General features: G+C 39.9%; 19 protein-coding genes, 3 rRNA genes and 1 pseudogene. 7 read left to right on the plus strand and 16 right to left on the minus strand.

Annotated features, from left to right (window positions below):
• The first annotated feature begins 475 nt into the window (after positions 1-475).
• From BkAM31D_RS17690 to BkAM31D_RS17700, 3 genes are all read left to right on the plus strand, one after another.
• Positions 476-2,029: an ABC-F family ATP-binding cassette domain-containing protein gene (locus BkAM31D_RS17690; RefSeq protein WP_066159026.1), complete on the plus strand. Its 1,554-nt coding sequence runs from the start codon at positions 476-478 to the stop codon at positions 2,027-2,029.
• A gap of 127 nt (positions 2,030-2,156) precedes the next feature.
• Positions 2,157-2,810: a deoxynucleoside kinase gene (locus BkAM31D_RS17695; protein ID WP_066159029.1), complete on the plus strand. Its 654-nt coding sequence runs from the start codon at positions 2,157-2,159 to the stop codon at positions 2,808-2,810.
• The gene (locus BkAM31D_RS17700; protein ID WP_066159032.1) at positions 2,794-3,456 is read left to right on the plus strand and encodes a deoxynucleoside kinase; all 663 of its coding nucleotides are present in this window, start codon (positions 2,794-2,796) and stop codon (positions 3,454-3,456) included. The genes BkAM31D_RS17695 and BkAM31D_RS17700 overlap by 17 nt, the downstream gene beginning before the upstream one ends.
• A 117-nt stretch (positions 3,457-3,573) precedes the next feature.
• Here the strand turns inward: BkAM31D_RS17700 and BkAM31D_RS23675 are convergent, their stop codons facing one another.
• Positions 3,574-3,717 carry a hypothetical protein gene (locus tag BkAM31D_RS23675; protein WP_157076909.1) on the minus strand — a complete coding sequence of 48 codons (144 nt, stop codon included), beginning with the start codon at positions 3,715-3,717 and terminating at the stop codon, positions 3,574-3,576.
• Positions 3,718-3,759: 42 nt separating this feature from the next.
• Positions 3,760-4,404: a restriction endonuclease gene (locus BkAM31D_RS17705; protein ID WP_066159036.1), complete on the minus strand. Its 645-nt coding sequence runs from the start codon at positions 4,402-4,404 to the stop codon at positions 3,760-3,762.
• A gap of 282 nt (positions 4,405-4,686) precedes the next feature.
• Between BkAM31D_RS17705 and BkAM31D_RS17710 the strand changes: the two genes are divergently transcribed.
• The gene (locus tag BkAM31D_RS17710; RefSeq protein ID WP_066159039.1) at positions 4,687-5,310 is read left to right on the plus strand and encodes a restriction endonuclease; all 624 of its coding nucleotides are present in this window, start codon (positions 4,687-4,689) and stop codon (positions 5,308-5,310) included.
• Between the two features lie 54 nt (positions 5,311-5,364).
• On the opposite strand, the gene BkAM31D_RS17715 is transcribed toward BkAM31D_RS17710, so the two are convergent.
• The 3 genes from BkAM31D_RS17715 to BkAM31D_RS17725 all read right to left on the minus strand — a co-directional run bounded on the left by BkAM31D_RS17715 (position 5,365) and on the right by BkAM31D_RS17725 (position 7,035).
• Positions 5,365-5,643: a hypothetical protein gene (locus BkAM31D_RS17715; RefSeq protein ID WP_066159042.1), complete on the minus strand. Its 279-nt coding sequence runs from the start codon at positions 5,641-5,643 to the stop codon at positions 5,365-5,367.
• On the minus strand, positions 5,640-6,038 hold the full coding sequence (locus BkAM31D_RS17720) for a hypothetical protein (protein ID WP_084372448.1): 399 nt from the start codon (positions 6,036-6,038) through the stop codon (positions 5,640-5,642). Before BkAM31D_RS17720 ends, BkAM31D_RS17715 begins: the two co-directional genes overlap by 4 nt.
• Before the next feature lie 163 nt (positions 6,039-6,201).
• Positions 6,202-7,035: a tyrosine-type recombinase/integrase gene (locus tag BkAM31D_RS17725; RefSeq protein WP_066159046.1), complete on the minus strand. Its 834-nt coding sequence runs from the start codon at positions 7,033-7,035 to the stop codon at positions 6,202-6,204.
• A 164-nt stretch (positions 7,036-7,199) separates the two neighbouring features.
• Here BkAM31D_RS17725 and BkAM31D_RS17730 point away from each other — a divergent pair, with 164 nt between their 5' ends.
• The gene (locus BkAM31D_RS17730; RefSeq protein WP_066159049.1) at positions 7,200-8,237 is read left to right on the plus strand and encodes a lactonase family protein; all 1,038 of its coding nucleotides are present in this window, start codon (positions 7,200-7,202) and stop codon (positions 8,235-8,237) included.
• Positions 8,238-8,308: 71 nt separating this feature from the next.
• On the opposite strand, the pseudogene solA reads toward BkAM31D_RS17730, so the two are convergent.
• The 4 genes and pseudogenes from solA to BkAM31D_RS17750 all read right to left on the minus strand — a co-directional run bounded on the left by solA (position 8,309) and on the right by BkAM31D_RS17750 (position 13,740).
• Positions 8,309-9,440: pseudogene (gene solA / locus BkAM31D_RS24895) on the minus strand (N-methyl-L-tryptophan oxidase).
• Between the two features lie 111 nt (positions 9,441-9,551).
• Complete coding sequence (locus BkAM31D_RS17740; protein ID WP_066159052.1) at positions 9,552-10,769, minus strand: MFS transporter; 1,218 nt, start codon at positions 10,767-10,769, stop codon at positions 9,552-9,554.
• Positions 10,770-10,901: 132 nt separating this feature from the next.
• The gene (locus tag BkAM31D_RS17745; protein ID WP_066159055.1) at positions 10,902-11,960 is read right to left on the minus strand and encodes a tartrate dehydrogenase; all 1,059 of its coding nucleotides are present in this window, start codon (positions 11,958-11,960) and stop codon (positions 10,902-10,904) included.
• 124 nt (positions 11,961-12,084) lie between these two features.
• Positions 12,085-13,740 (minus strand): SLC13 family permease, encoded by a 1,656-nt coding sequence (locus tag BkAM31D_RS17750; protein ID WP_174521930.1) that lies wholly within the window; start codon positions 13,738-13,740, stop codon positions 12,085-12,087.
• 250 nt (positions 13,741-13,990) lie between these two features.
• On the opposite strand from BkAM31D_RS17750, the gene BkAM31D_RS17755 reads away from it, so the two are divergent.
• Positions 13,991-14,137: a YjcZ family sporulation protein gene (locus BkAM31D_RS17755; protein ID WP_169801159.1), complete on the plus strand. Its 147-nt coding sequence runs from the start codon at positions 13,991-13,993 to the stop codon at positions 14,135-14,137.
• Between the two features lie 66 nt (positions 14,138-14,203).
• On the opposite strand, the gene BkAM31D_RS17760 is transcribed toward BkAM31D_RS17755, so the two are convergent.
• Complete coding sequence (locus BkAM31D_RS17760; RefSeq protein ID WP_066159058.1) at positions 14,204-14,863, minus strand: response regulator; 660 nt, start codon at positions 14,861-14,863, stop codon at positions 14,204-14,206.
• 3 nt (positions 14,864-14,866) lie between these two features.
• Positions 14,867-16,456 (minus strand): ATP-binding protein, encoded by a 1,590-nt coding sequence (locus BkAM31D_RS17765; RefSeq protein ID WP_235820548.1) that lies wholly within the window; start codon positions 16,454-16,456, stop codon positions 14,867-14,869.
• Positions 16,457-16,612: 156 nt separating this feature from the next.
• Between BkAM31D_RS17765 and BkAM31D_RS17770 the strand changes: the two genes are divergently transcribed.
• A complete protein-coding gene (locus BkAM31D_RS17770; RefSeq protein ID WP_066159064.1) occupies positions 16,613-16,909 on the plus strand; it encodes a TIGR04104 family putative zinc finger protein in 297 nt (98 codons plus the stop codon).
• Positions 16,910-16,959: 50 nt separating this feature from the next.
• On the opposite strand, the gene BkAM31D_RS17775 is transcribed toward BkAM31D_RS17770, so the two are convergent.
• The 5 genes from BkAM31D_RS17775 to BkAM31D_RS17795 form a co-directional block, all read right to left on the minus strand.
• Complete coding sequence (locus BkAM31D_RS17775; RefSeq protein ID WP_066159067.1) at positions 16,960-17,733, minus strand: Cof-type HAD-IIB family hydrolase; 774 nt, start codon at positions 17,731-17,733, stop codon at positions 16,960-16,962.
• Positions 17,734-18,093: 360 nt separating this feature from the next.
• Positions 18,094-18,209, minus strand: a 5S ribosomal RNA gene (gene rrf, locus BkAM31D_RS17780).
• Positions 18,210-18,269: 60 nt separating this feature from the next.
• Positions 18,270-21,222 (minus strand): 23S ribosomal RNA (locus tag BkAM31D_RS17785).
• A gap of 403 nt (positions 21,223-21,625) precedes the next feature.
• Positions 21,626-23,180 (minus strand): 16S ribosomal RNA (locus tag BkAM31D_RS17790).
• The 16S, 23S and 5S rRNA genes sit together here, the layout of an rRNA operon.
• Positions 23,181-23,483: 303 nt before the next feature.
• A complete protein-coding gene (locus tag BkAM31D_RS17795; protein WP_066156220.1) occupies positions 23,484-24,371 on the minus strand; it encodes a sulfurtransferase in 888 nt (295 codons plus the stop codon).
• Positions 24,372-24,442: the final 71 nt, after the last annotated feature.

Raw genomic sequence — 24,442 nt, forward strand, 5'->3', positions numbered from 1 at the left:
TGTTTACTATTCAACGATATTACTTTAAATTCCTCTGCTTTTGACAAAACTTTTTAAATTTTTTTGATTGTTTTTGCTGAAGTTTGGCGGTTCTAACTACAAAAAAACATTACAAGTTGACAATACGTTAAGAAAATTGAATTTTTCATCTATTACATATCCTATAATAACAAAATTATAGATCGTTCTAAAGATTAATTTATACATATAAATATTATTTTTACTAATAGTAAATTAAAACGTTCTAGTTATTTAATAAATGGTATCATTTCGGGTACCATTTATTCGCATCCTCCTCTAATTTTAATCTCCTTACTCCATTTACTTAGCTTATCACAACTAAGATTATCAATTGGATATTTTAGGATTTTCTTTCAATTATTAAATTGAAATGGAATAAGACATCGCTCCTTTCTTATGATAAGATGAGAAAAGCAAAAAAGTACTCACTTTTATAGAGGATAGGTGTTTTTCAATGAGTGTGTTAACGGTTAAAAATTTAAGCCATGGATTTGGCGATCGTGCCATTTTTCATGATGTGTCATTCCGTCTTTTAAAAGGAGAACACATTGGCTTAATCGGAGCTAATGGTGAAGGTAAATCGACTTTCATGAATATAATTACAGGGAAATTAATGCCTGATGAAGGAAAAGTTGAATGGTCTAAGAAAGTGCGAGTTGGTTATTTAGATCAACACACTGTTCTTGAAAAAGGAATGACCATTCGTGATGTATTAAAAAGCGCTTTTCAATATATGTTTGATATGGAAGCTGAAATGACTGCGATGTATGACAAAATGGGAGAAGCGTCTCCCGATGAACTAGAAAAAATGCTGGAGGAAGTTGGCATTATTCAAGACACACTAACAAATAATGACTTCTATACGATTGATGCAAAGGTAGAAGAAACCGCTCGCGGTCTTGGACTAGACGACATCGGGCTTGATCGTGATGTAACAGATCTAAGTGGAGGACAGCGGACAAAAGTGTTGCTTGCAAAACTACTTTTAGAAAAGCCCGATATCCTTCTCTTGGACGAGCCAACGAACTACTTAGATGAACAGCATATTGAGTGGTTAAAACGCTATTTACAAGAATACGAGAATGCTTTTATTCTTATTTCGCATGATATTCCGTTTTTAAATAGTGTCATTAATTTGATCTACCATATGGAGAACCAAGAGCTGAATCGTTATGTCGGAGATTATGATCATTTTCAAGAAGTCCATCAAATGAAAAAACAGCAACTTGAAGCTGCCTATAAACGACAACAGCAAGAAGTCGCTCAACTTAAGGATTTTGTTGCCCGTAATAAGGCTCGTGTCTCAACAAGAAACATGGCGATGTCCCGTCAAAAGAAACTTGATAAGATGGATATGATTGAGCTTGCTCAAGAAAGACCTAAGCCGCAATTTAACTTCAAAGAAGCGAGAACAGCAAGCAAAACCATCTTTGAAACAAGAGACCTTGTAATTGGATACGACGAGCCACTTTCTCGCCCATTAAATTTGCGAATGGAACGTGGACAGAAGATTGCTTTAGTCGGTGCCAATGGAATTGGTAAAACAACTTTACTAAAAAGTATTCTCGGAATCAATCCACCTTTATCCGGTAAAGTTGAACGGGGAGATTACCAGGAGATTGGTTATTTCGAACAAGAAGCTAAATCACCGGATAAAACTTGTATTGAGGAAGTATGGGAAGAATTCCCATCACTTACACAAGCAGAAGTTCGTGCTGCACTTGCCAAATGCGGCTTAACAACAAAGCACATTGAAAGCAAGATTATTGTCTTAAGTGGTGGTGAAAAAGCAAAAGTGCGTCTTTGTAAGTTGATTAACAATGAGACAAATATTCTTCTACTTGATGAGCCGACGAACCACCTTGATGTTGATGCAAAAGAAGAATTAAAACGAGCCTTACAAGCTTATAAAGGTAGTATCCTCTTAATTAGTCATGAACCCGAATTCTACCAAGATGTAGTGACTGATGTATGGAATTGTGAATCATGGACGACAAAATTAGTTTAAATATTGACGAGTACTACAGTAGGCTTATCGGTACAACTGATAGAGACTCTCTGTACTATTTCTGGGTTGTCTAAAAAGTCCAATAGTGACTTTCTGGGCAACCCTTGTATTTCTTAAGGAGGTTAACATGAACGACATTCCCTTTATTGCGGTAGAAGGTCCCATTGGGGTAGGCAAAACCTCCCTTGCCAAAGCCATTTCGGAGCACTATCAGTACCATTTACTTAAAGAAATAGTTGATGAGAATCCTTTTCTCACTAAATTTTACGAGAACATTGAAGAGTGGAGCTTTCAAACGGAAATGTTTTTCCTTTGCAACCGTTACAAACAATTAGAGGACATTAGACGCAAGCAAATTGATCAACAAATTCCGGTTGTAGCCGACTATCATATTTATAAAAACATTATTTTTGCAAAACGAACACTTACAAAAGATCAATATTCTAAATACAGAGGTATATATGACATCCTTACAGTTGATATGCCAAAACCAAATTTAATTATTTATTTAAATGCTAGCCTCCCTACTTTGTTACACCGGATTGAAAAAAGAGGCAGGGAAATGGAACAAAAGATGGACCCTCGTTATCTAGCACAATTGTCTGATGACTATGAAACAGCTATGTCCGACTGGGCCTCTCTTTACCCCGATACGCCTATTATCCGGTTAAATGGCGATGATATGGATTTTGTACAAAACAAAAAGGACTTAACGACTATTTTTTCATTGCTAGATAATGAATTTAAAAAAGGAGCGACTCGCTTTGAACCTACGTGTTAAATACAACATCCCAGAAAATGCGATTATTACAATAGCTGGAACGGTCGGTGTTGGAAAATCAACGATGACAACAGCTTTAGCTCACGCATTAAACTTTCAAACTTCATTTGAAAATGTGGATCACAATCCTTACTTAGATAAATTCTATGATGATTTTGAACGCTGGAGCTTTCATTTACAAATCTACTTCTTGGCTGAGCGATTTAAAGAGCAAAAACGTATATTTGAATCCGGCGGCGGTTTCGTCCAAGATCGATCAATTTATGAAGATACCGGTATTTTTGCTAAAATGCATGCGGATAAGGGAACGATGACAAAAGTTGATTACGAAACATATACTGCCTTATTTGACGCAATGGTGATGACACCATACTTCCCCCACCCACATGTGCTGTTATATTTAGAAGGCAGTCTCGAAAATATCATTGGGCGAATTCATGAGCGCGGCCGTGAAATGGAACAAAAAACACCGATCTCTTACTGGGAAGAAATGCATACGAGATACGAGCAATGGATCAATAATTTCACATCTTGTCCGGTTCTTCGCTTAAATATCCAGGAATACGATTTATTAAAAGATGAACAAGCGGTTGAGGCGATTATTGCTAAGATAAGTGAAACGATTCATTCGAAAACACTAGCTTAACTTAAAGCCAAGCACGATCCTTCCTTATGAGGATTTGTGCTTGCAAGTAAAAATAGACCAGACAATCAAAGAAGCCCCTGAAAAAAGGTACGGTCTCACCTTTTCCAGGGGCTTCTTTCAGGCTGCCCGGTCATCGTCATCTTCTGCTTTTGTGTCTTCGTCAAAATAGTGAATACGTGGTAAATGTTGAAATCGAAGGTATTCCTGAAGCAATGACCCTCCAATAAACGCAACCATTTGCCAATCTATTCCTTTTATCATAGCACACCCCCATAGTGATTACTATGAATCTGAAGAGCTGTCCTATTCCCCTCCAACTTTCCGCCTTCTTTGAGAGGTCCGGTAAAAATAATCTCCAGCTTGCACGATTCCTCTTTTCACCTCGAGCTGTTCTATACTATCCTCAGCTTGAAAATCTACGAGATCAAATGGCTCCTCGATCAGATCTTGCCCCTGGTTAACTCGTCCACGTTTAAACAATGTAATTAGCTCTTTTAGTTCGTCTCGGTTGACAATTCTCACTTTCGTTGCACTTGCTAGTTTACGACATGGATCCGACCTATGCTCTGCAGAGGTAATAATAAGAGCCTTATCTGCGAGATAGTAAGCTTGAGCTGTATAAATTTGTTGTACCGCTTCTAACCCTAATTTTTCTGATAAACGTTTTGCTTGAACAACGGTCAATTGCTGATCTCGATCACGAAAGAGCAAATCAGCTCCATAATCTCGACTCTTTTTTGTTAAATAGACTTCATCATAACCTAATGATTTTATAAGTACATACAAATAATCTTCAAATTCATGCCCTGTCATCTTATCGATATCAGATAAAGTAATTTTTCCAACATCATATTTTTTCTTCCTTAATTTAAGGATAATTACTAGTACAAAAAGAGCTACGATCAACCCTAAACCTAGAGTCAGCCATAAATAATTTTTATCAAACATTGATAATGAACCTCATTTCTTCAAGTGCTCCCCCTGTTACAGTTTGTTCTTTCTTCGGTGTTTAATCGATTCATTTCTTAAGCGAAAAAGCAATAAACTTTGTCAATGTATTATAACTCTAACATCTTAAGTTGGCCAAATTGATTTGCTAAGTTGCGGCAACACAGGACTTTATATCTGGATTAATAGTAGTCATCTTACATAAATTTTTCCATAAGGAGCATACTAGAATTAATCATTCTAGTCAAAATCAAAATATTGTTTATAAAGGAGCCCATCCATATGTCAAAGTCGTCTTCTAAACATACGAATAAATTTGTACCGATTTCTTTTTTCTTAACGACGTATATCATGGTCCAACTATATAATTATGATTTTACTCTTTTTGGGCTATCATTAGCAGCCCTTTTAACATTTATAGGGATTTGGTATTTATTTAAAGAATACAAAATATTCTCTCCCCACCGATCAGCAACTTTTATGAATATAGATGAAATATCGGATCAAGAATTCCAGCAGTTACTCGTACCAATTTTTCAAAATCAAGGCTACTCCGTTAACAAAATGAAAGAAACGTATAAATCGAAAGCAGATTTAATACTAAGAAGGAAGGGAGAGAAAGCGATTGTTTTTCTCAAACGACAAGCCAATAATGTCGGCTCTACTGTGATTAAAGATGCTATTTCCTGTAAACCGACGTATCAAGCTTCTAAAGTTATTGTTGTAAGCAACCGCCAGTTTACAAAATCAGCTAAACTTGAAGCTCGAGCAAATAAAGTCATTTTAATTGACCGTGATTCACTTGATGCTTTACTTGATGCATACTTGCAGCATAAGAGAAGTCACCGGTTCATACAACGTGTTCGTACGTTATTTTTTAGAGAAGATATAAAAAGTGATTCTTAAATGTATAGGGGGCGTCTCAAATGTCTGGTTTTTACCCTTTTGAGACCCCTGTAATTACTCTTTATTTATCGGTTTATATGCTTCATCTTCAAAGTAGAAAGCTTCAATGTCCTCTATTTTGACATGAATAAGCCCCGCAGTCATTCCACTATATTGTGTCGGTTTCACGTCGAGTATCACAAAATCACTTTGAACAGCAACAATCTTTCCCATAATGGCATGAGGATAGGGCTGCAGCAAGATAAACAACCTTTTTCCAATATTCACCTTCAATGTATCTGCGACAAACTTTTGACGGACTGTCCCACTAGAAAGATTCGTGTTCCCTCTCATTTCTTCTCCTCCATTTTAAAATTAGATATTTTTTCAATTGGAAAATGAAGAGGCTTTGGAAACGCAAAATCTTTTTGATTTGGACTTTGCAGTAAAACGGAATCTAAGGTAATATATCCATTTGTTACTTGAACAACCTTTCCTGTAAAAATAGGTTGAACTTGTTGATTTTGAAACGTTAGCCGATTTGCTCTCAGTGTTAAGGTAATCATTTTGCCAACCATTTTTTGAAACAATGTGTTACTTACTAACACCGGTTCTTGTGTATAATCTTTGTATTGTTGAAACATATTTTTCCCGTGACCAACTGAAACATTTGACCAAAACATCTGTTGCATGTTTAGATTACTAGTTTGTGGTCTAATAACAACTGATTCTTGGTTACTTTTCCTCACAATGCCACCTCAATTTCATTAAAGCTATGACATTGTATGGTTTTATCCCTAAAATGGTTATACTTTTAGGCTTTCTCCTAGATGCCAAGCCAACAAAAAGAGACCAAACATAGCCCTAGTTCCGAAAAATAGATTCTCAGATTTAGAGCTATGCTTGGTCAAACTAACCGACGTTTTCGTCAATTGCATTCAAATATTGTTTTGTTATATTTACATCAGAATGTCCCGACAACTGTGCGACAATTGAAAGATCAACCCCTTTTCTTACTAGGTCATAACAAAAAGTATGACGAAGTTTATGCGGGTGCAAGTTATATTCCTGCTTTAACATATGTTGAACAGTTCTCGTTGCAATTCTTTTCTGATAATTTGATACAAATAGAGCATTATGATCATCAATACGTGATGTAAGATAGTCATTTAACTTAAAGACAAGTTCTTTTGATAATGGAATGATTCGTTCGTTCCCCGTTTCAGCACGAACGACTACTTGACCTGTTTGACTTTTCGTATTCAGCTTAATGTCTGACTTATTTAACGCACATAGCTCAGAAACTCGAACACCCGTGTAAAGAAGCGTGTAAACAATGGCTACATTACGCTTGCTTTTATCACTTCTAGTACGTTCTAATAATTCCTGAAGTTCCACTTCGTTTAAAAAGTCCGGTGCTACGTAGTCAATCCTTTTCGTTGTTCGTTGAATCGAATCAGTCAGTTCAGGTAGACCAAGTGACTTGGCAAACGTGTTAAGTGTGTTGAATATTTTGTTAATTGTTGATACACTACGATTCTCAGCTTCTAAATAGTGAATATACGATTGAATATTTTCTCGATTTACAGTGGTAATCTTTTTATTACGTGCTTCCAACCAACTACAAAATGAATGGATAACTCCACAATACGTTTTTATCGTATTCTCAGATCTTCCTTTTTCAGAGAGATAGACAGCAAAAGAATCGATTACATCCTTTGTGGTTCCAGCGCATTTTTTATCCAAAATGATTCCCCCCCTAACTACCCACACTATATCCTTTGTCAACCAAATTGTCAAGTTCTGCGCAATATTCCTTATGGTAATTTTACCCTTTTGTAACCATATTTCCGTTATACTTGATGATCATACGTATGATATAGTTAGGGAGAGAAAAGGAGGAATAGACAATGACTAAAACAACAGCCTATGTAGGAACGTATACAAAAGGAGATAGTAAGGGGATTTACCGCTTCACACTTCATCCATCTACTGGAGAAATGGGTGAAGTTGAGCTAGCTGCAGAACTAGATAACCCTACATACTTGGCTATTTCCAATAGTAAAAAACACCTTTATTCTGTTATTAAATCCGGAGAGAACGGTGGGGTTGTAGCTTATTCGTTGAAAGAATCAGGGCAACTAGAATATGTAAATAAACATGTTTCTCCTGGCAGTCCACCTTGTCATGTCAGTGTTGATTCTAGTGATCAGTTTGTTTATTCAGCGAATTACCATCTTGGTACTGCTATCTCTTATCAAATTACTAAGAACGGTGAACTTTCTTCACCTGTTTCTATCATGGAACATAAAGGAAATGGACCTCATGAGAGACAAGAGAAATCACATGTTCACTACGCAGGGTTAACTCCTGATGAGAAATTATTATGTGTTGTTGATTTAGGAACAGATAAAATGGCTCTTTATCACTCTAATGCTGGACAACTTTCACTTCATAATGAAATCACTTTCCGTCCAGGAACAGGACCAAGACATATTCAATTTCACCCAAATGGCAAATTTGCTTATGTGAATGGGGAGCTGAGTTCAGAAGTCATCGCCTTTGCTTATCATTCAGAGACAAGCACTTTTACGGAACTTCAATACATCTCTTCCCTTCCTGCTGACTTCGAGGGAGAAAGCATTGGTGGAGCACTGAAAGTTTCGCCAGATGGCCAGTTTCTTTATGCTTCAAATCGGGGAGACGACAGCATTGCAGTCTTTAAAATTGACTTAGATACAGGAAAGTTAACACTTGTTGATCATACGCCAACAGGTGGAGAGTTTCCAAGAGACTTTACAATTGATCCTAGCGCTTCTTACCTACTGGCAGCTAATCAAGATTCAGGCAACATCGTTCAATTTTCCATCGATCAAGCTACAGGAAAGCTAACAAAAACCGGTGTTGAGATTCACGTACCACATCCTGTCTGCCTAGCTTTCCTATAAAATACTGAACAATAGTTAAACCGCATGGATACATACTTCCATGCGGTTCTTTCTTTTCCCCGAAACCTTATTTACTTATGAAAACGCTGAATTGAGAATGGAGAGAGGTCTATATCATGCTTTCCAAGACTAATTAAATTGCTTAAGGCTTGTCCAACTGCACTACTAAATTTAAACCCATGCCCTGAAAAACCTGTTGCGATTGCGACATTCTCGTGCTTAGGGTGAAGATCAATAATAAATTTTTCATCAGGAGTGACTGTATACATACACGTTTTTCCGTAGTTTAATTCACCTACTTTGGGAATATATTGATTCAGGAATTGGACCAAATCAGCTTGGTCATCTGGCATTCCTCCAAATTTTTCAATTGTGCTGTCAGGGTTTATTGGTACTCCGCCATCATGACGCCCAACTTTTAATCCTGCCCCTTCAATACTAGGAAAGCCATAATAGATTCCTTGTTTCGTCTCAAATGCAAAGGCTGGAAACTTTGTATCATTATACAGAGCTTCATCAGCGTCAAACCAAGCAAAGGTCTTTCTAGTTGGTGTTAATGGAAGCTCTAATCCTAGCATTTCACGTAAATCCTTCGACCAAGCACCGGCTGTGACAATTAAAGCATTCGCATGGAAAACCTGTTCGTCTATTTGAACCGTCACTTTTTTGCCTTCAACTGAAAATCTCTTTGACCCGGCTGTTCGTTCGAATCGTAGCCCCATTCGCTTCTGCAAGAAATTGATAAGCTTTAATGCTCTCCTCACATTTCAACACCCCTGATGTTGGCTCAAAGCAACCGACAAACGCATCTGGTAATGTAATACCCGACCACCGCGATTGAACCTCTTTTGCATTTAGTATTTCAAGCGGGAGCGAGTATTTTTGTGAGCTAGACAGTATGTTTTGGATGAATTCAGACTGCAGATCTCCAACATTAAGAACACCGGTTTGCATAAATAGCTGCTCCCGACTAGCCTTTTCTAGGTCAATCCATAACTTTTGTGCTCTTAGAATAAATGGAACATATTCTTCTCCCTCTGCATAGGCATAGCGGATGATTCTCGTTTCGCCATGATGACTGCCTTTTTGATGGGGCGGGTTATGGGAATCTAGTAACAAAGTCCTTTTGCCGGTTTTTGATAAATAATACCCTGCAGCCATTCCCATTGAACCCGCACCAATGATGATTACATCATAGTTCATGCTTCTCCCCCTTAGAAGGTTTTATCTAATTTTTAATAATCTGAATTATAAAGGAAATGTTTCATTGTATAAACAACTTTTAACCTATCTTCACTTTTTCATTTGAGAAAACTATAAGTTGCTTGTTTTTCTAAGATTTTCTTCCAACGCTGTACTTCTCTCTACTTTTTTCATTTGTAAGCTGATGAGCCCCGTTGTAAGAAGAACGAGAATACACCCGATAACAATTCCTTCCCAATGATACAATGTCCAAAAAGGCTCTAAATAGAGTGGACCGAGACTACCACCAATATAATAGAAAATTAAATAAAGCCCTGCAGCACTAGCTTTAGCCGTAGCTGCTCTACTGCTTACCCAAGAACTTGCTGTTGAATGAGCAAAGAAGAAACCAAAACAATTAAGGAGCAAACCAACAATAATAGACGTGACACTATGTACTAACGTACATAAAAAACCAACGACCATAATTACAATTCCAATCTGAACACACCTAGACTTTGAAAACCTTGCTGCAAGTTTTCCAGACAGAGGGGAACTGATCGTTCCAGCTAAATAAGTTAGAAATAATAACCCAATTAGACTTGCAGGTAAGTAATAAGGTGAACTACTCAATAGAAAGGTCACATAGCTGAAATGTCCAACAAAGATGGCAAAATGCATTCCACCAATAAAATAAGCAATTCTTAACTGTTTATTTAACAGATGCGTATGATAATCTGTAAACATTTGTCTCCAGTTAAACTTCTTCCTCTTAAATTGTTGAGATGGGCGTAACAACAAGATAAAAAGGATCAAACAAATCAAACTAACGATCCCCATTATTAAAAAGGCAGCACGCCAACCAGCTACATCCGTTATAATGCCACTCAATGCTCTGCCAAACATGCCGCCTATTGTATTTCCACTTATGTAAATTCCGATCGCTAAAGAAAGCGCCCTAGCTGAATATTCCTCCCCAATGTAAGCAACAGCAATAGATGGAAGCCCAGCTAAAAAAATCCCTTGCAAAATCCGTACAATTAGTAACATCTCGAACGTTGGAACAAAAACAGCAACGAAAGTCGTTGCTGTGGCTAATGCCATCGATACAATCATAATACCGCGTCTACCTATACTATCTGAGAAAGGACCATAGAATATTAATGACAAGCCTAAAGCAAGGATCACGAGCGATACCGTTAAATTAGCTGCAAGTGTAGAAACTTGGAATTCTGCAGCGATTATCGGTAAAATTGGCTGCGTAAAATAAACATTAGCAAAAATCAACAACGAGCCAATGCTTAAGGCAATCGTTGTTTTCCAGAACGCTTTCGTCCTTGGTTCAATCACAAGCATCCCTTCTTTACTACTATTTATGACTCATAGAAGAAGAGGTTGTCTCAAAAGCAATAACTTTTGAGACAACCTTTAACATATAATTATAAGGACCGTCTAGTCAACGCTTTACATGTTGCCAGACCATCAATATGACTTTATTTTAGCATGAATATGATTAATGACTTCATTCATTGTTGAAGTACCACCAAGGTCTTTAGTCTTTATCCCTTCGGCAATGGTCTCTTTAATCGCGCGGAATAATAGGCCGCCAAGCTCCTCTAAACCTAAATGATCGAGCATCATCTTTGCTGTCCACAATTGGCCAATCGGGTTAGCAATTCCTTGCCCAATAATATCTGGTGCTGAACCATGAACAGGTTCGAACATCGACGGATATTTTCCATTCAAATTAATATTGGCAGCAGGAGCTATTCCAATACTCCCCATCACTGCAGCTCCTAAATCTGTTAAGATATCTCCAAATAAATTACTTGCAACGATGACATCGAATTGATCTGGCTTTGAAACAAGGAATGCTGCTAGAGCATCAATATGGTTACTCTGTGTCTTTATATCTGGATATTCTCCAGCTAATTCTTGAAAGACTTGATCCCAAAACGGCATGCTATGAACAATCCCATTTGACTTCGTTGCACTAGTTAATTGACCATTTCGTTTGTTTGCAAGTTCAAATGCATACCGCATCGTTCGTTCCGTCGCATTACGCGTAAACACAGCATTTTGAATCGCAATCTCATCACTTCCACTGTGAATTCTACCGCCTACTTCACTATATTCACCCTCACTGTTTTCACGCACAACAAGAAAGTTAAAATCATTTGGTTCTGCTAATGGCGATTTAACCCCTTTTATGTACTGAGCTGGCCTAATGTTAATAACTTGTTCACACTCACGCCGTATTTTAATTAAAAGCCCCCATAATGAGATGTGGTCAGGAACTAATTTTGGATTTCCAACCGCCCCTAAATAAATAGCATCACTTTGTTGAAGTTTGGTCATTCCATCATCTGGCATCATTACACCATGCTCTAAATAATACTCACAACTCCAAGGATACTGATTGTACTCAAATTGAATTCCTCCATCAATCTCAGCTAATGTATCAAGTATTTTCAAAGTTGCAGGAACAATTTCTTTACCAATACCATCTCCAGGTATAACAGATAACGTTGTCTTTTTCATTTCATTTTCTTCCCCTCTAAAAGAATGAAAGGGACAGGTACTAGTTTATATTTAAAAAACTAGCTCCCCTCCCTTTTTATACGAATCTACAATGAGTTTCTCACATACTCTTTTTACAGCAATATTATGATCTAAAATCTGTTGGAAAAACCGTTATATCAATTCCCCATAATAACGGAAGCAGGATATATACAGCTAACGTTATTAAAATAATGGAAAGAATGTTAATCCAGAAACCATTCTTAACCATTTCTATAATTTTAATTTTACCTGTCGCAAAAATAATTGCATTTGGTGGTGTTCCAACTGGAAGCATAAATGCACAGTTTGCAGCCAAAGCCGCTGGCACCATTAATGCAAATGGATGAACATTAATAGCTAATGCTAATGCCGCTAAAACAGGTAGGATCATTGTAGCCGTTGCCGTATTGGAGGTAATCTCCGTTAAGAACAAAACTAATGTTGTTGTGAAGATAATAATTAGAACGAAGTGAATCCCTTCTAAAACAGTTAATTGACTTCCAATCCAATCTGCTAATCCAGACTGTCTAAAGCCAGCAGCAATGGCAAGCCCACCGCCAAATAACAGTAAGATCCCCCATGGAACATCTTTTGCCACATTCCAGTCTAAAATACGACCACCTTTACTCAAAGCAGGAATAAGAAACAATAGCACAGCTGCCATGATAGCTATCATCGTATCATTTAAACCTGGAATTGTCATGATTTGACCTTCCCATAAGAACGTTCGTGTAATCCACATAAATGCCGCAAATGTAAATACCGCTAATACGGCAGCTTCTTCAAAGCTCATTTTCCCTAACTTTGCTTTTTCATTATCAATTAATAATTTACCACCTGGTAGCTCTTTTAACTTAATTGGATGAGCAACCTTCGTTAAATATAACCAACTGCTAATGAGCAAAATGACAACGATTGGAAATGCAAAGAATAACCAGCTAGCAAAGGAGATTTGTACACCAAATAATTCTTGGACTGTTGCTGCAAGAATGATATTAGGTGGAGTTCCAATTAATGTTCCAAGACCACCAATTGTCCCTGCATAACCAATACTGAAAATAAGAACCTTTGAAAACTTCTCTTCTGCTTCTTTAGCTAAATGATCATTATTATTCTTTAGTGCTTGACCTACTTGATACGTAATCGCAGTACCAATTGGAATCATCATCATTACAGCAGCTGTATTTGAAACCCACATAGACAAGAAACCAGTAGCAGCCATGAAACCAAAAACAATTTTTGAAGGACTAGTACCAATTACTGAAATAATATTTAAAGCAATTCTCTTATGAAGATTCCACTTTTCCATCGCAAGGGCAATCATAAATCCACCTAAGAATAAGAAAATAATCGGGTTTCCATAAGAGGCTGTTACCGTATCACCATCTAATGCACCTGTGATTGGCAATAGAATAATAGGTAATAGCGATGTTGCTGGAATCGGAATGGCCTCCGTAATCCACCATGTTGCGACCCATAACGTTGTCGCTAATACCATTCTACCTTCATAGCTCAAACCTTCTGGGAAAAAGAAGAAAACAACAGCGAGAAACAATAATGGCCCTAATAGTAATCCTACCTTTTGAGACGTATTTAATTTTTGAGGTGGTTTTTGATTTGTATGATTGGATTCATCATTCTCTTTTTCAACTATTGCTTTTTTACTAGAGCCTACCGGCAAAGAAAACATTAGTAACTTCTTTGCTTGATGGTGTGAACTCCATAATTGATTCCAAATGGAAATAACACTTGCTTTCATGTCAATTCCCCCTATTCAACATTTATCGTTTTCAATTATTCGCCATATTTAATTATTCTGATTATAAAGCGCTTACAACAATACAACAATAAAAAGCACATACTGCTCTTTTTGGTCTTTTTGGTCTTCCTTCATTAACGAATTTAGATTGGTATCATGCAATAAAATGAAAACATTTTTATATTTACCCAAACCCTTCACCCCTTTTTATCATAGAATATACTAGCTTAATATGAAGGGAGGATTTTATATGTACGGATATGGTTACGGATGTGGTTATCAGCCAACTGTAGCAGGCGCTTACTATCCTCGTCCAGCTACTGGATTTGCGCTAATCGTTGTTTTGTTCATCTTACTAATCATTGTAGGATGTGCTTGTGACAAAAAGAAATGCTAGTCTGACTATTTACGCGCCCCTACTAAAGGGCGCTTTTTCTCCGCTCAAAAAAAACACCCAAAACCATCAAACATAATAATGATGGCTCGGGCGTCCTACACTGCCATATTTAATTTGAACATGAATTTTCCCTGTTTGTTCTAAATGCTCTAAATACCTTCTAACGGTGACTCTTGCCATCCCTAACAAGGTTGCCAACTGTTCTGCTGTAATTGGTTCTTGCTGTTCTACTAGCTTCAATAAAATTTGTTTTAACGTAGTTTCACTTAACCCTTTCGGCACTTCATGATTTCGTTGTTGTATTTGTTTCATTTCATCAATATCGGTCTGATTTAACAAAGTCGTTTCATTTAGTCTTTTCCACATTTTGTAGTAAGAGTCTAATGCCGTTTTAAACCGATCAAATCGAAACGGCTTTACTAAATAATCTACAGCACCTAGTCGAAACACTTCATGTATCGTCTGTGAGTCTCTGGCTGCTGTAATCATAATAATGTCACATTGAATATCATCTTGCCGCAATGACTTCAAAACTTCAAGTCCAGAAATATCTGGCAAAAACATATCTAATAGAATTAAATCTGGATTGACTTCTTTTATAGCCTTTTGCGCATCTTTTCCATTTTGAGCCGTACCACATAACATAAATGGAGTGACTTTTTCTAAGAATCCTGTATTTACTTCTAACACCATTGGGTCATCTTCTACAATAAATACTTTAATCATATGTTAACCTCTTTTACTAGCTCTTATTTCAATTTCTGTCCCTGTCTCACCATCGGAATAAACAAAAATCTCACCATCATGAGCACGAACAATTTGATGAACAAGGGCTAAACCTATTCCACGACCTTCTTTTTGTTTTGTACTAAATCCATACGTAAACATTTGTTCTTGAACTTCTTTTGAAATTCCTTGTCCTTGATCGCTTATCCTTATATATAAGTGATCTTGGTCGATTTGAATCAACAATTCAACCGCTTTTAAGTCACTTTCAGTTGTGAAAGATTCAAACGCATTTTCTATTAAGTTACCGACAATTGTCACCAAGTCACCTGAGCTTAGGTGGTCATAAGACGTTTTTAAGTAGCTCTCACAGTTAATAGTAAAAGTAATACCAAGCTCTCTCGCTCTAGATCGTTTCCCAATTAAAAGACCAGATACTGAGTAATCATTAAATCTTTCTTTTAAAAATAGAATCATGCTTTCCTCATCAACTGTTTCATCCATAATGATCTCTAAAGCTTCATCCGTTCTCTCAAGCTGAATAAGGCCAGCAATACTGTGAAGCTTGTTCATATACTCATGATTCTGTGCTCTTAAGGCATCAACTAATGTTTTCACTCCTGTAAGCTCTTCTGCTAAACGATTTGCCTCCGTGCGATCTACCATCGTCAACAAAGTTCCTACTAAATTGCCTTTCACAAGAATAGGATACAATGAAAGGAGGTAGATCTTATCATAGAGGACGATTTGTTGATTAACAATATGCTCATTCGGTTCCTCTTTTAATTGCTGGATCATCTCTTCCCACGATGCAGGAAAAATATCTTGAATATGAAGAGGACGAACATCCTCTTGAACCTCCACGAATTTCATTGCCAATCTATTCATAAAACTGATCTTACCTTCTTCATCTAACGCAATGATGGCAATATCCATTGCTTGCATCACAGCTGACCGCTCTTCAACCAATTTAGCTATTTCATAAGGTTCTAGGCCAAACGTCTGCCTTTTAATATTATGAGCTAACAGCAGCGAACCAGCTAATCCAATTAACAATCCCCATATTAAAGATTTAAGGACATCCTTGCTATATGTTGCAATAAGAGTTTGAAAAGTTGGAGTTAATATTCCAACCACAGCTACTCCAACTTGTGTCGTGTTTTCTTCATCCATAATCGGGACAAAGGCTCTCATAGCATTTCCTAATGTTCCTTGCGCTCTTGAGATATACTCTGCATTATCTAATGCACCTTTTTCATCTCCACCTACAAACTTTTGTCCGATTAGCATTTCATCAGGATGAGAGTAACGAATGCTATTCATATCGATGATAACAATATAATCAACATTGGTTGCTTTTCTCGTTCTTTCGGCAATTGGTTGTATTCCTAATTCACCATCTTCTGTACCAACAAGTTCACGTATATCTGCCATCTGCGCAACAGTTCTTGCAATTGCAATAGCCCTTTCGCCAATTTCTGTTTCAAACGCATCCGTAATATTATGAACCATATTCCAACCACTTGTCATTACTGAAATTAAAACTATGATAAATGACATTATTAAGATCTTTACTCGTACGGTAATCTTCATTTTGTCCATCCTATACTTTTATTTTCATGCAATCCTTTTGTCTCTACTATTCACATGATAAATGTAGCTTAAAACTTCATGATATACCTCAATTAGAAATCCATGTTACCCTTAATATATTACCATTTTTCTAGCTATGCCATATAGGAGGAGAAAATGAAGTTACCAACATGCTGGTCGTGCCATTATCAATTTAACTGGCAGTCCTTACTATTATTTCGAGAAGGTCGAACAAAATGCCCTAAATGTCAAAAACAACAATATAGTACAACACATTCAAAGTGGAAAATGGGAGTTCTTTTTTTGCCGACAATGATTTCACCTTTTTTATTAACGGCTTTTACTGTTTCAGTCCTTCTTCTTATTACAAGCTTACTCCTTGTTTTCTTCTTGATCTACCTTTTCACCCCATTTCATTTAGAGTTTACAGATAGCCAGCAGCCATTATTTTAATGATGTTTGCAAATAGAACGCACAAAAGTCTGTGCGTTCTATCAAGTCTATTATAATAAGCCAACCATTTTTAAACCATGGTATATTCCATCTTCACTTACATGCTTTGTCACATGTTTTGCTGCACTTTTTACTTCGTCGTGACCATTGCCCATTGCCACACTATTTTCTACTGCTTTCAACATCTCAATATCGTTTAAGCCATCTCCAAAAGCATAGACATCTTCTTTATTAAAGCCTAAATGTTCGATCACCTTTTCAACCCCAACAGCTTTTGAACCATTTGCAGGTAGAACATCAACTGAAAGAGTGTGCCACCTTACAAAGTCAAACTCAGGAAATCTCTCAACATATTCCTTTTCCTCTTTATCCGTGCAAAACAGTAAAGTTTGGATAATGTCACGATCAATATGATAATTGGCATCATGTCCAGGTTGATAACACTTTAATGTTCCCATACTTTCTTCAATATGAGGATGCTCTTCAATATTTGATTTCATATCATCTGTGCCCATATACACTAACGGGTGTTCTTTCTCTGCTGAGAATTCAGTTAACTTCTCTAAAGCTTTTTGATCTAATACGTTTTTTGATAATACTTTATTATCTACAACAACATATGAACCATTAAAACAAACATATGTATCTATTTGTAATTCTTCCCTTAAATCAGCGAATAAAAATGGTGCTCTTCCTGTAGCAATTGCTACATAATGACCTTTTTCTCTTAATTGTGAAATGGCTTGCTTTGTTGCTGATGGTAATTTCTTATCTTCATCATACAGCGTACCGTCTATGTCAAAAAATACGATTTTCTGAGCCATTTTTTAACCTCCTAAGCGTATTAAAATTTCTCTCCTTTATTATTGTACCAAATTTAAGACCTCCTCATATCGTCTAAGCCTATTTTCTTTATTAAAAATGTAAAGATTCGTTAGTGATTAAAGAAGAGGCTTGGTTAATTTTATACTTAAAATATAATTCACCACATTAGGAGCACTTTTTGAAATTCACAAAAAAAAGGCACAATCGTATGAATTGTGATCTCTCTTCCTGGCAACGTCCTGGCTTACCATTTCTCTTCTACGGGGAAGATTGCACATGATGATTCTCTTAGATGCTTTTCATGTTGTTTTACGAAGAGAAACATTAAAAAAGACAATCCAATGGATTGTCTTTTATCTGCCTGGCAACGTCCTACTCTCACAGGGGGAAGCCCCCAACTACCATCGGCGCAGAAGAGCTTAACGACCGTGTTCGGCATGGGAACGGGTGTGACCTCTTCGCTATCGCCACCAGACTATTTAAGAGAATGGTTCTCTCAAAACTAGATAATGCGTAATAGAAACTCAAGAATATATTGGATAAGTCCTCGACCGATTAGTATCTGTCAGCTCCACGTGTCGCCACGCTTCCACACCAGACCTATCAACCTCATCATCTCTAAGGGGTCTTACTGGATTAACTCCATGGGAAATCTCATCTTGAGGGGGCTTCATGCTTAGATGCTTTCAGCACTTATCCCGTCCACACGTAGCTACCCAGCTATGCTCCTGGCGGAACAACTGGTACACCAGCGGTGTGTCCATCCCGGTCCTCTCGTACTAAGGACAGCTCCTCTCAAATTTCCTACGCCCGCGACGGATAGGGACCGAACTGTCTCACGACGTTCTGAACCCAGCTCGCGTACCGCTTTAATGGGCGAACAGCCCAACCCTTGGGACCTACTTCAGCCCCAGGATGCGATGAGCCGACATCGAGGTGCCAAACCTCCCCGTCGATGTGGACTCTTGGGGAGATAAGCCTGTTATCCCCAGGGTAGCTTTTATCCGTTGAGCGATGGCCCTTCCATGCGGAACCACCGGATCACTAAGCCCGACTTTCGTCCCTGCTCGACTTGTAGGTCTCGCAGTCAAGCTCCCTTTTGCCTTTGCACTCTACGAATGATTTCCAACCATTCTGAGGGAACCTTTGGGCGCCTCCGTTACTGTTTAGGAGGCGACCGCCCCAGTCAAACTGCCCACCTGACACTGTCCCTGAACCGGATCACGGCTCGAGGTTAGAATGTCAGCACAGTCAGGGTAGTATCCCACCGACGCCTCCACGTAAGCTGGCGCTCACGCTTCCAAGGCTCCTACCTATCCTGTACAAACTGTACCAACATCCAATATCAAGCTACAGTAAAGCTCCATGGGGTCTTTCCGTCCTGTCGCGGGTAACCTGCATCTTCACAGGTACTATAATTTCACCGGGTCTCTCGTTGAGACAGTATCCAAATCGTTACACCATTCGTGCGGGTCGGAACTTACCCGACAAGGAATTTCGCTACCTTAGGACCGTTATAGTTACGGCCGCCGTTTACTGGGGCTTCAATTCAGAGCTTCTCAGTCACACTGCAAGCAGTGTGACAATAACCCCTCCTCTTAACCTTCCAGCACCGGGCAGGTGTCAGCCCCTATACTTCGCCTTGCGGCTTCGCAGAGACCTGTGTTTTTGCTAAACAGTCGCTTGGATCTTTTCACTGCGGCTCTCTCGGGCTTGCACCCTAATAGAGCACCCCTTCTCCCGAAGTTACGGGGTCATTTTGCCGAGTTCCTTAACGAGAGTTCTCCCGAGCGTCTTAGAATTCTCTTCTCGCCTACCTGTGTCGGTTTGCGGTACGGGCACCTCTCACCTCGCTAGAGGCTTTTCTAGGCAGTGTAGGATCAGGAACTTCGGTACTAATATTTCCCTCGCCATCACAGCTCAGCCTTTATGGAAAGCGGATTTGCCTACTTTCCAGCCTAACTGCTTGGACGCGCATATCCATCAGCGCGCTTACCCTACCTTTCTGCGTCCCCCCATTGCTCAAACGGTGAGGAGGTGGTACAGGAATTTCAACCTGTTGTCCATCGCCTACGCCTTTCGGCCTCGGCTTAGGTCCCGACTGACCCTGAGCGGACGAGCCTTCCTCAGGAAACCTTGGGCTTTCGACGGAGGGGATTCTCACCCCTCACTCGCTACTCATACCGGCATTCTCACTTCTAAGCGCTCCACCAGTCCTCTCGGTCTGACTTCGCTGCACTTAGAACGCTCCCCTACCACTGACACCAGAAGGTGTCAATCCATAGCTTCGGTGATACGTTTAGCCCCGGTACATTTTCGGCGCAGAGTCACTCGACCAGTGAGCTATTACGCACTCTTTAAATGGTGGCTGCTTCTAAGCCAACATCCTGGTTGTCTGGGCAACTCCACATCCTTTTCCACTTAACGTATACTTTGGGACCTTAGCTGATGGTCTGGGCTGTTTCCCTCTTGACTACGGATCTTAGCACTCGCAGTCTGACTCCCGAGGATAAGTATTTGGCATTCGGAGTTTGACTGAATTCGGTAATCCTGTGGGGACCCCTAGTCCAATCAGTGCTCTACCTCCAATACTCTTCCCTCGAGGCTAGCCCTAAAGCTATTTCGGGGAGAACCAGCTATTTCCGAGTTCGATTGGCATTTCACCCCTACCCACACCTCATCCCCGCACTTTTCAACGTGCGTGGGTTCGGGCCTCCATTCAGTGTTACCTGAACTTCACCCTGGACATGGGTAGATCACACGGTTTCGGGTCTACGACATGCTACTAAAGCGCCCTATTCAGACTCGCTTTCGCTGCGGCTCCGCCTATTCAGCTTAACCTTGCAACATATCGTAACTCGCCGGTTCATTCTACAAAAGGCACGCTGTCACCCGTAAATGGGCTCCAACTAGTTGTAGGCACACGGTTTCAGGATCTCTTTCACTCCCCTTCCGGGGTGCTTTTCACCTTTCCCTCACGGTACTGGTTCACTATCGGTCACTAGGGAGTATTTAGCCTTGGGAGATGGTCCTCCCGGATTCCGACGGGGTTTCACGTGTCCCGCCGTACTCAGGATACGTCTCGGAGAGACGAACATTTCGGCTACAGGGCTGTTACCTTATACTGCGGATCTTTCCAGATCGCTTCACCTATGCTCGTCTTTTGTAACTCCATATGAGACGTCCTACAACCCCAAGAGGCAAGCCTCTTGGTTTGGGCTGTTTCCGTTTCGCTCGCCGCTACTTGGGAAATCGCATTTGCTTTCTCTTCCTCTGGGTACTTAGATGTTTCAGTTCCCCAGGTCTGCCTCCTCATACCCTATGTATTCAGGTATGGGTACCATCCCATTACGGATGGTGGGTTCCCCCATTCGGATATCCTCGGATCAAAGCTTACTTACAGCTCCCCGAGGCGTTTCGCCGTTCGTCGCGTCCTTCTTAGGCTCCTAGTGCCAAGGCATCCACCGTGCGCCCTTTCTAACTTAACCATTTTGGCTGCAGATCTTCTTCGCATTTCTTCGTCAGCTTCGTGGATCTCAGTCATGTCACGTACGGGTGTACGTTCCATTCTTTCGACCACTCGCTTCCTCGAACTGCTCGAAGCTCTTTGCCAAAAACGATCTTTTTAAAAAAGTCGTTTTAAGACATTTTTGAGAAAATGTCATGAATTCTTGACATGCTCGTTTGACCTTCTCTTAATAATAAGATTTCGGTAAACTTACATTGTTTCTATTTGCATTATCTAGTTTTCAAAGAACCAAAAGCCACTGATCTATTTGATATCAAATCAGTTTCTTCTATATAAATTGAGAGTGAATTCTCTCAAAACTGAACCAAAGCACAAGCGTCAAACAACCGAAGTTGTTCGTCGACTAGAGTATTACTCCATAGAAAGGAGGTGATCCAGCCGCACCTTCCGATACGGCTACCTTGTTACGACTTCACCCCAATCATCTGTCCCACCTTAGGCGGCTAGCTCCCAAAAGGGTTACTCCACCGACTTCGGGTGTTACAAACTCTCGTGGTGTGACGGGCGGTGTGTACAAGGCCCGGGAACGTATTCACCGCGGCATGCTGATCCGCGATTACTAGCAATTCCGGCTTCATGTAGGCGAGTTGCAGCCTACAATCCGAACTGAGAATGGCTTTATGAGATTGGCTCGACCTCGCGGTTTTGCTGCTCTTTGTACCATCCATTGTAGCACGTGTGTAGCCCAGGTCATAAGGGGCATGATGATTTGACGTCATCCCCACCTTCCTCCGGTTTGTCACCGGCAGTCACCTTAGAGTGCCCAACTAAATGCTGGCAACTAAGATCAAGGGTTGCGCTCGTTGCGGGACTTAACCCAACATCTCACGACACGAGCTGACGACAACCATGCACCACCTGTCACTTATGTCCCCGAAGGGAAATCCCTATCTCTAGGGAGGGCATAAGGATGTCAAGACCTGGTAAGGTTCTTCGCGTTGCTTCGAATTAAACCACATGCTCCACTGCTTGTGCGGGCCCCCGTCAATTCCTTTGAGTTTCAACCTTGCGGTCGTACTCCCCAGGCGGAGTGCTTAATGTGTTAACTTCGGCACTAAGGGCATCGAAACCCCTAACACCTAGCACTCATCGTTTACGGCGTGGACTACCAGGGTATCTAATCCTGTTTGCTCCCCACGCTTTCGCGCCTCAGCGTCAGTTACAGACCAGAGAGTCGCCTTCGCCACTGGTGTTCCTCCACATATCTACGCATTTCACCGCTACACGTGGAATTCCACTCTCCTCTTCTGTACTCAAGTCTCCCAGTTTCCAATGACCCTCCACGGTTGAGCCGTGGGCTTTCACATCAGACTTAAAAGACCGCCTGCGCGCGCTTTACGCCCAATAATTCCGGACAACGCTTGCCACCTACGTATTACCGCGGCTGCTGGCACGTAGTTAGCCGTGGCTTTCTGGTTAGGTACCGTCAAGGTACCGCCCTATTCGAACGATACTTGTTCTTCCCTAACAACAGAGCTTTACGAACCGAAATCCTTCATCACTCACGCGGCGTTGCTCCGTCAGACTTTCGTCCATTGCGGAAGATTCCCTACTGCTGCCTCCCGTAGGAGTCTGGGCCGTGTCTCAGTCCCAGTGTGGCCGATCACCCTCTCAGGTCGGCTACGCATCGTCGCCTTGGTAAGCCATTACCTTACCAACTAGCTAATGCGCCGCGGGCCCATCCTGTAGTGATAGCAGGAGCCATCTTTTAGTCTAAGACCATGAGGTCTCAGATATTATCCGGTATTAGCACCGATTTCTCGATGTTATCCCAGTCTACAGGGCAGGTTGCCCACGTGTTACTCACCCGTCCGCCGCTAACTGATTAAGAGCAAGCTCTTAATCAGTCCGCTCGACTTGCATGTATTAGGCACGCCGCCAGCGTTCGTCCTGAGCCAGGATCAAACTCTCCATAAAAATGGTAAGCTGATTAGCTCATTTAAAAAATTTAAGGTGAAATTTGCCCTAACGGGAAAATTTCTTTGACGAGATATCATGTATCTCTTTTCGCTTGGCTTTTGTTCAGTTTTCAAAGAACTCATTTGTCGCTTGCAACTTCCTCTCGCCAGCGACATTCACTATCGTAACACATCAAAACCGACAACGCAACACCTTTTTTAAAATGTTTTATTGTAATCAATGTGTACTGTCATGAAGACAAAAATATATATATCACACATCAATATTCTACGCAACAGTTTTTTTCAAATAACTTTCCACTCATTCACTTGGGTTTACAATCGGAGTATCATCTACATTCCCCCACTCTTCCCAAGACCCTTCATAAACGCTAACTTTATCATAACCAAGCAACCTTAACGTAAAATACATATGAGAAGCTCTATTTGCTCGTTGACAATATATAATGATCGTCTTATCTTTCGTGACGCCAACAGCTTCTAATAAGGATACTAATTCATTCCTCGACTTGAAAAGTGCTACCTCTCCCGGACGAAGTACATTTTTCCACTCTAAATTGACAGCTGTAGGAATATGGCCTCCTCTTTTGGCTCGCACATCTTCACCAAGGTATTCTGCGGTCGAGCGTACATCTAATAAAATTACCCCTTCCTCTCCAATCGCTTCTTTCACTTCCGTTTTCTCTTTTCTTAGCTCACTTTTTTCTATCGCTTTAAAATCTCCCAACTGGACTTTTTTCATTTCAGTCGTAATCTTCTTCTCTGCTGCTTCCCAAGCAGCGAATCCACCATCCAATACTTTTACATTAAGATGACCATAATATTCAAGCGCATAAAACAATCTAGTTGCAGCCGTATCCCCACCTTTATCATAGATGACTATTGTATCGTCAGTCCTGACCCCGTGGTCTCTCATTATATTCTCAAAGTCCACTTTCCCAACTAAGTACCCTCTAATTGGATGTTTTTTATCTTCTATTAAATCAATCGGCATATGAACCGCTCCAGGTATATGACCTGTTTGATAACCACCTACCCGAACATCTATTAAATGTATTTCCTTTTCCATATTCTGTTCCAGCCACTCTGTTCCTACTAATATATTTGTATCTACCGTTTGTGCAACGATCCTTTCATTCGATCCTATCCAAACTATTAAAAGTAATAATAACCATGTTGTCTTTTTCATTGTATCCTCCATCCTTTCACGACTAGATTCTCCATATATCCTTTTTTTACAACAAAAACGGTTGAGAAAAT

It is taken from the genome of Halalkalibacter krulwichiae, assembly GCF_002109385.1.
In the GTDB taxonomy this organism is placed as follows: Bacteria; Bacillota; Bacilli; order Bacillales; family Bacillaceae_D; genus Halalkalibacter; species Halalkalibacter krulwichiae.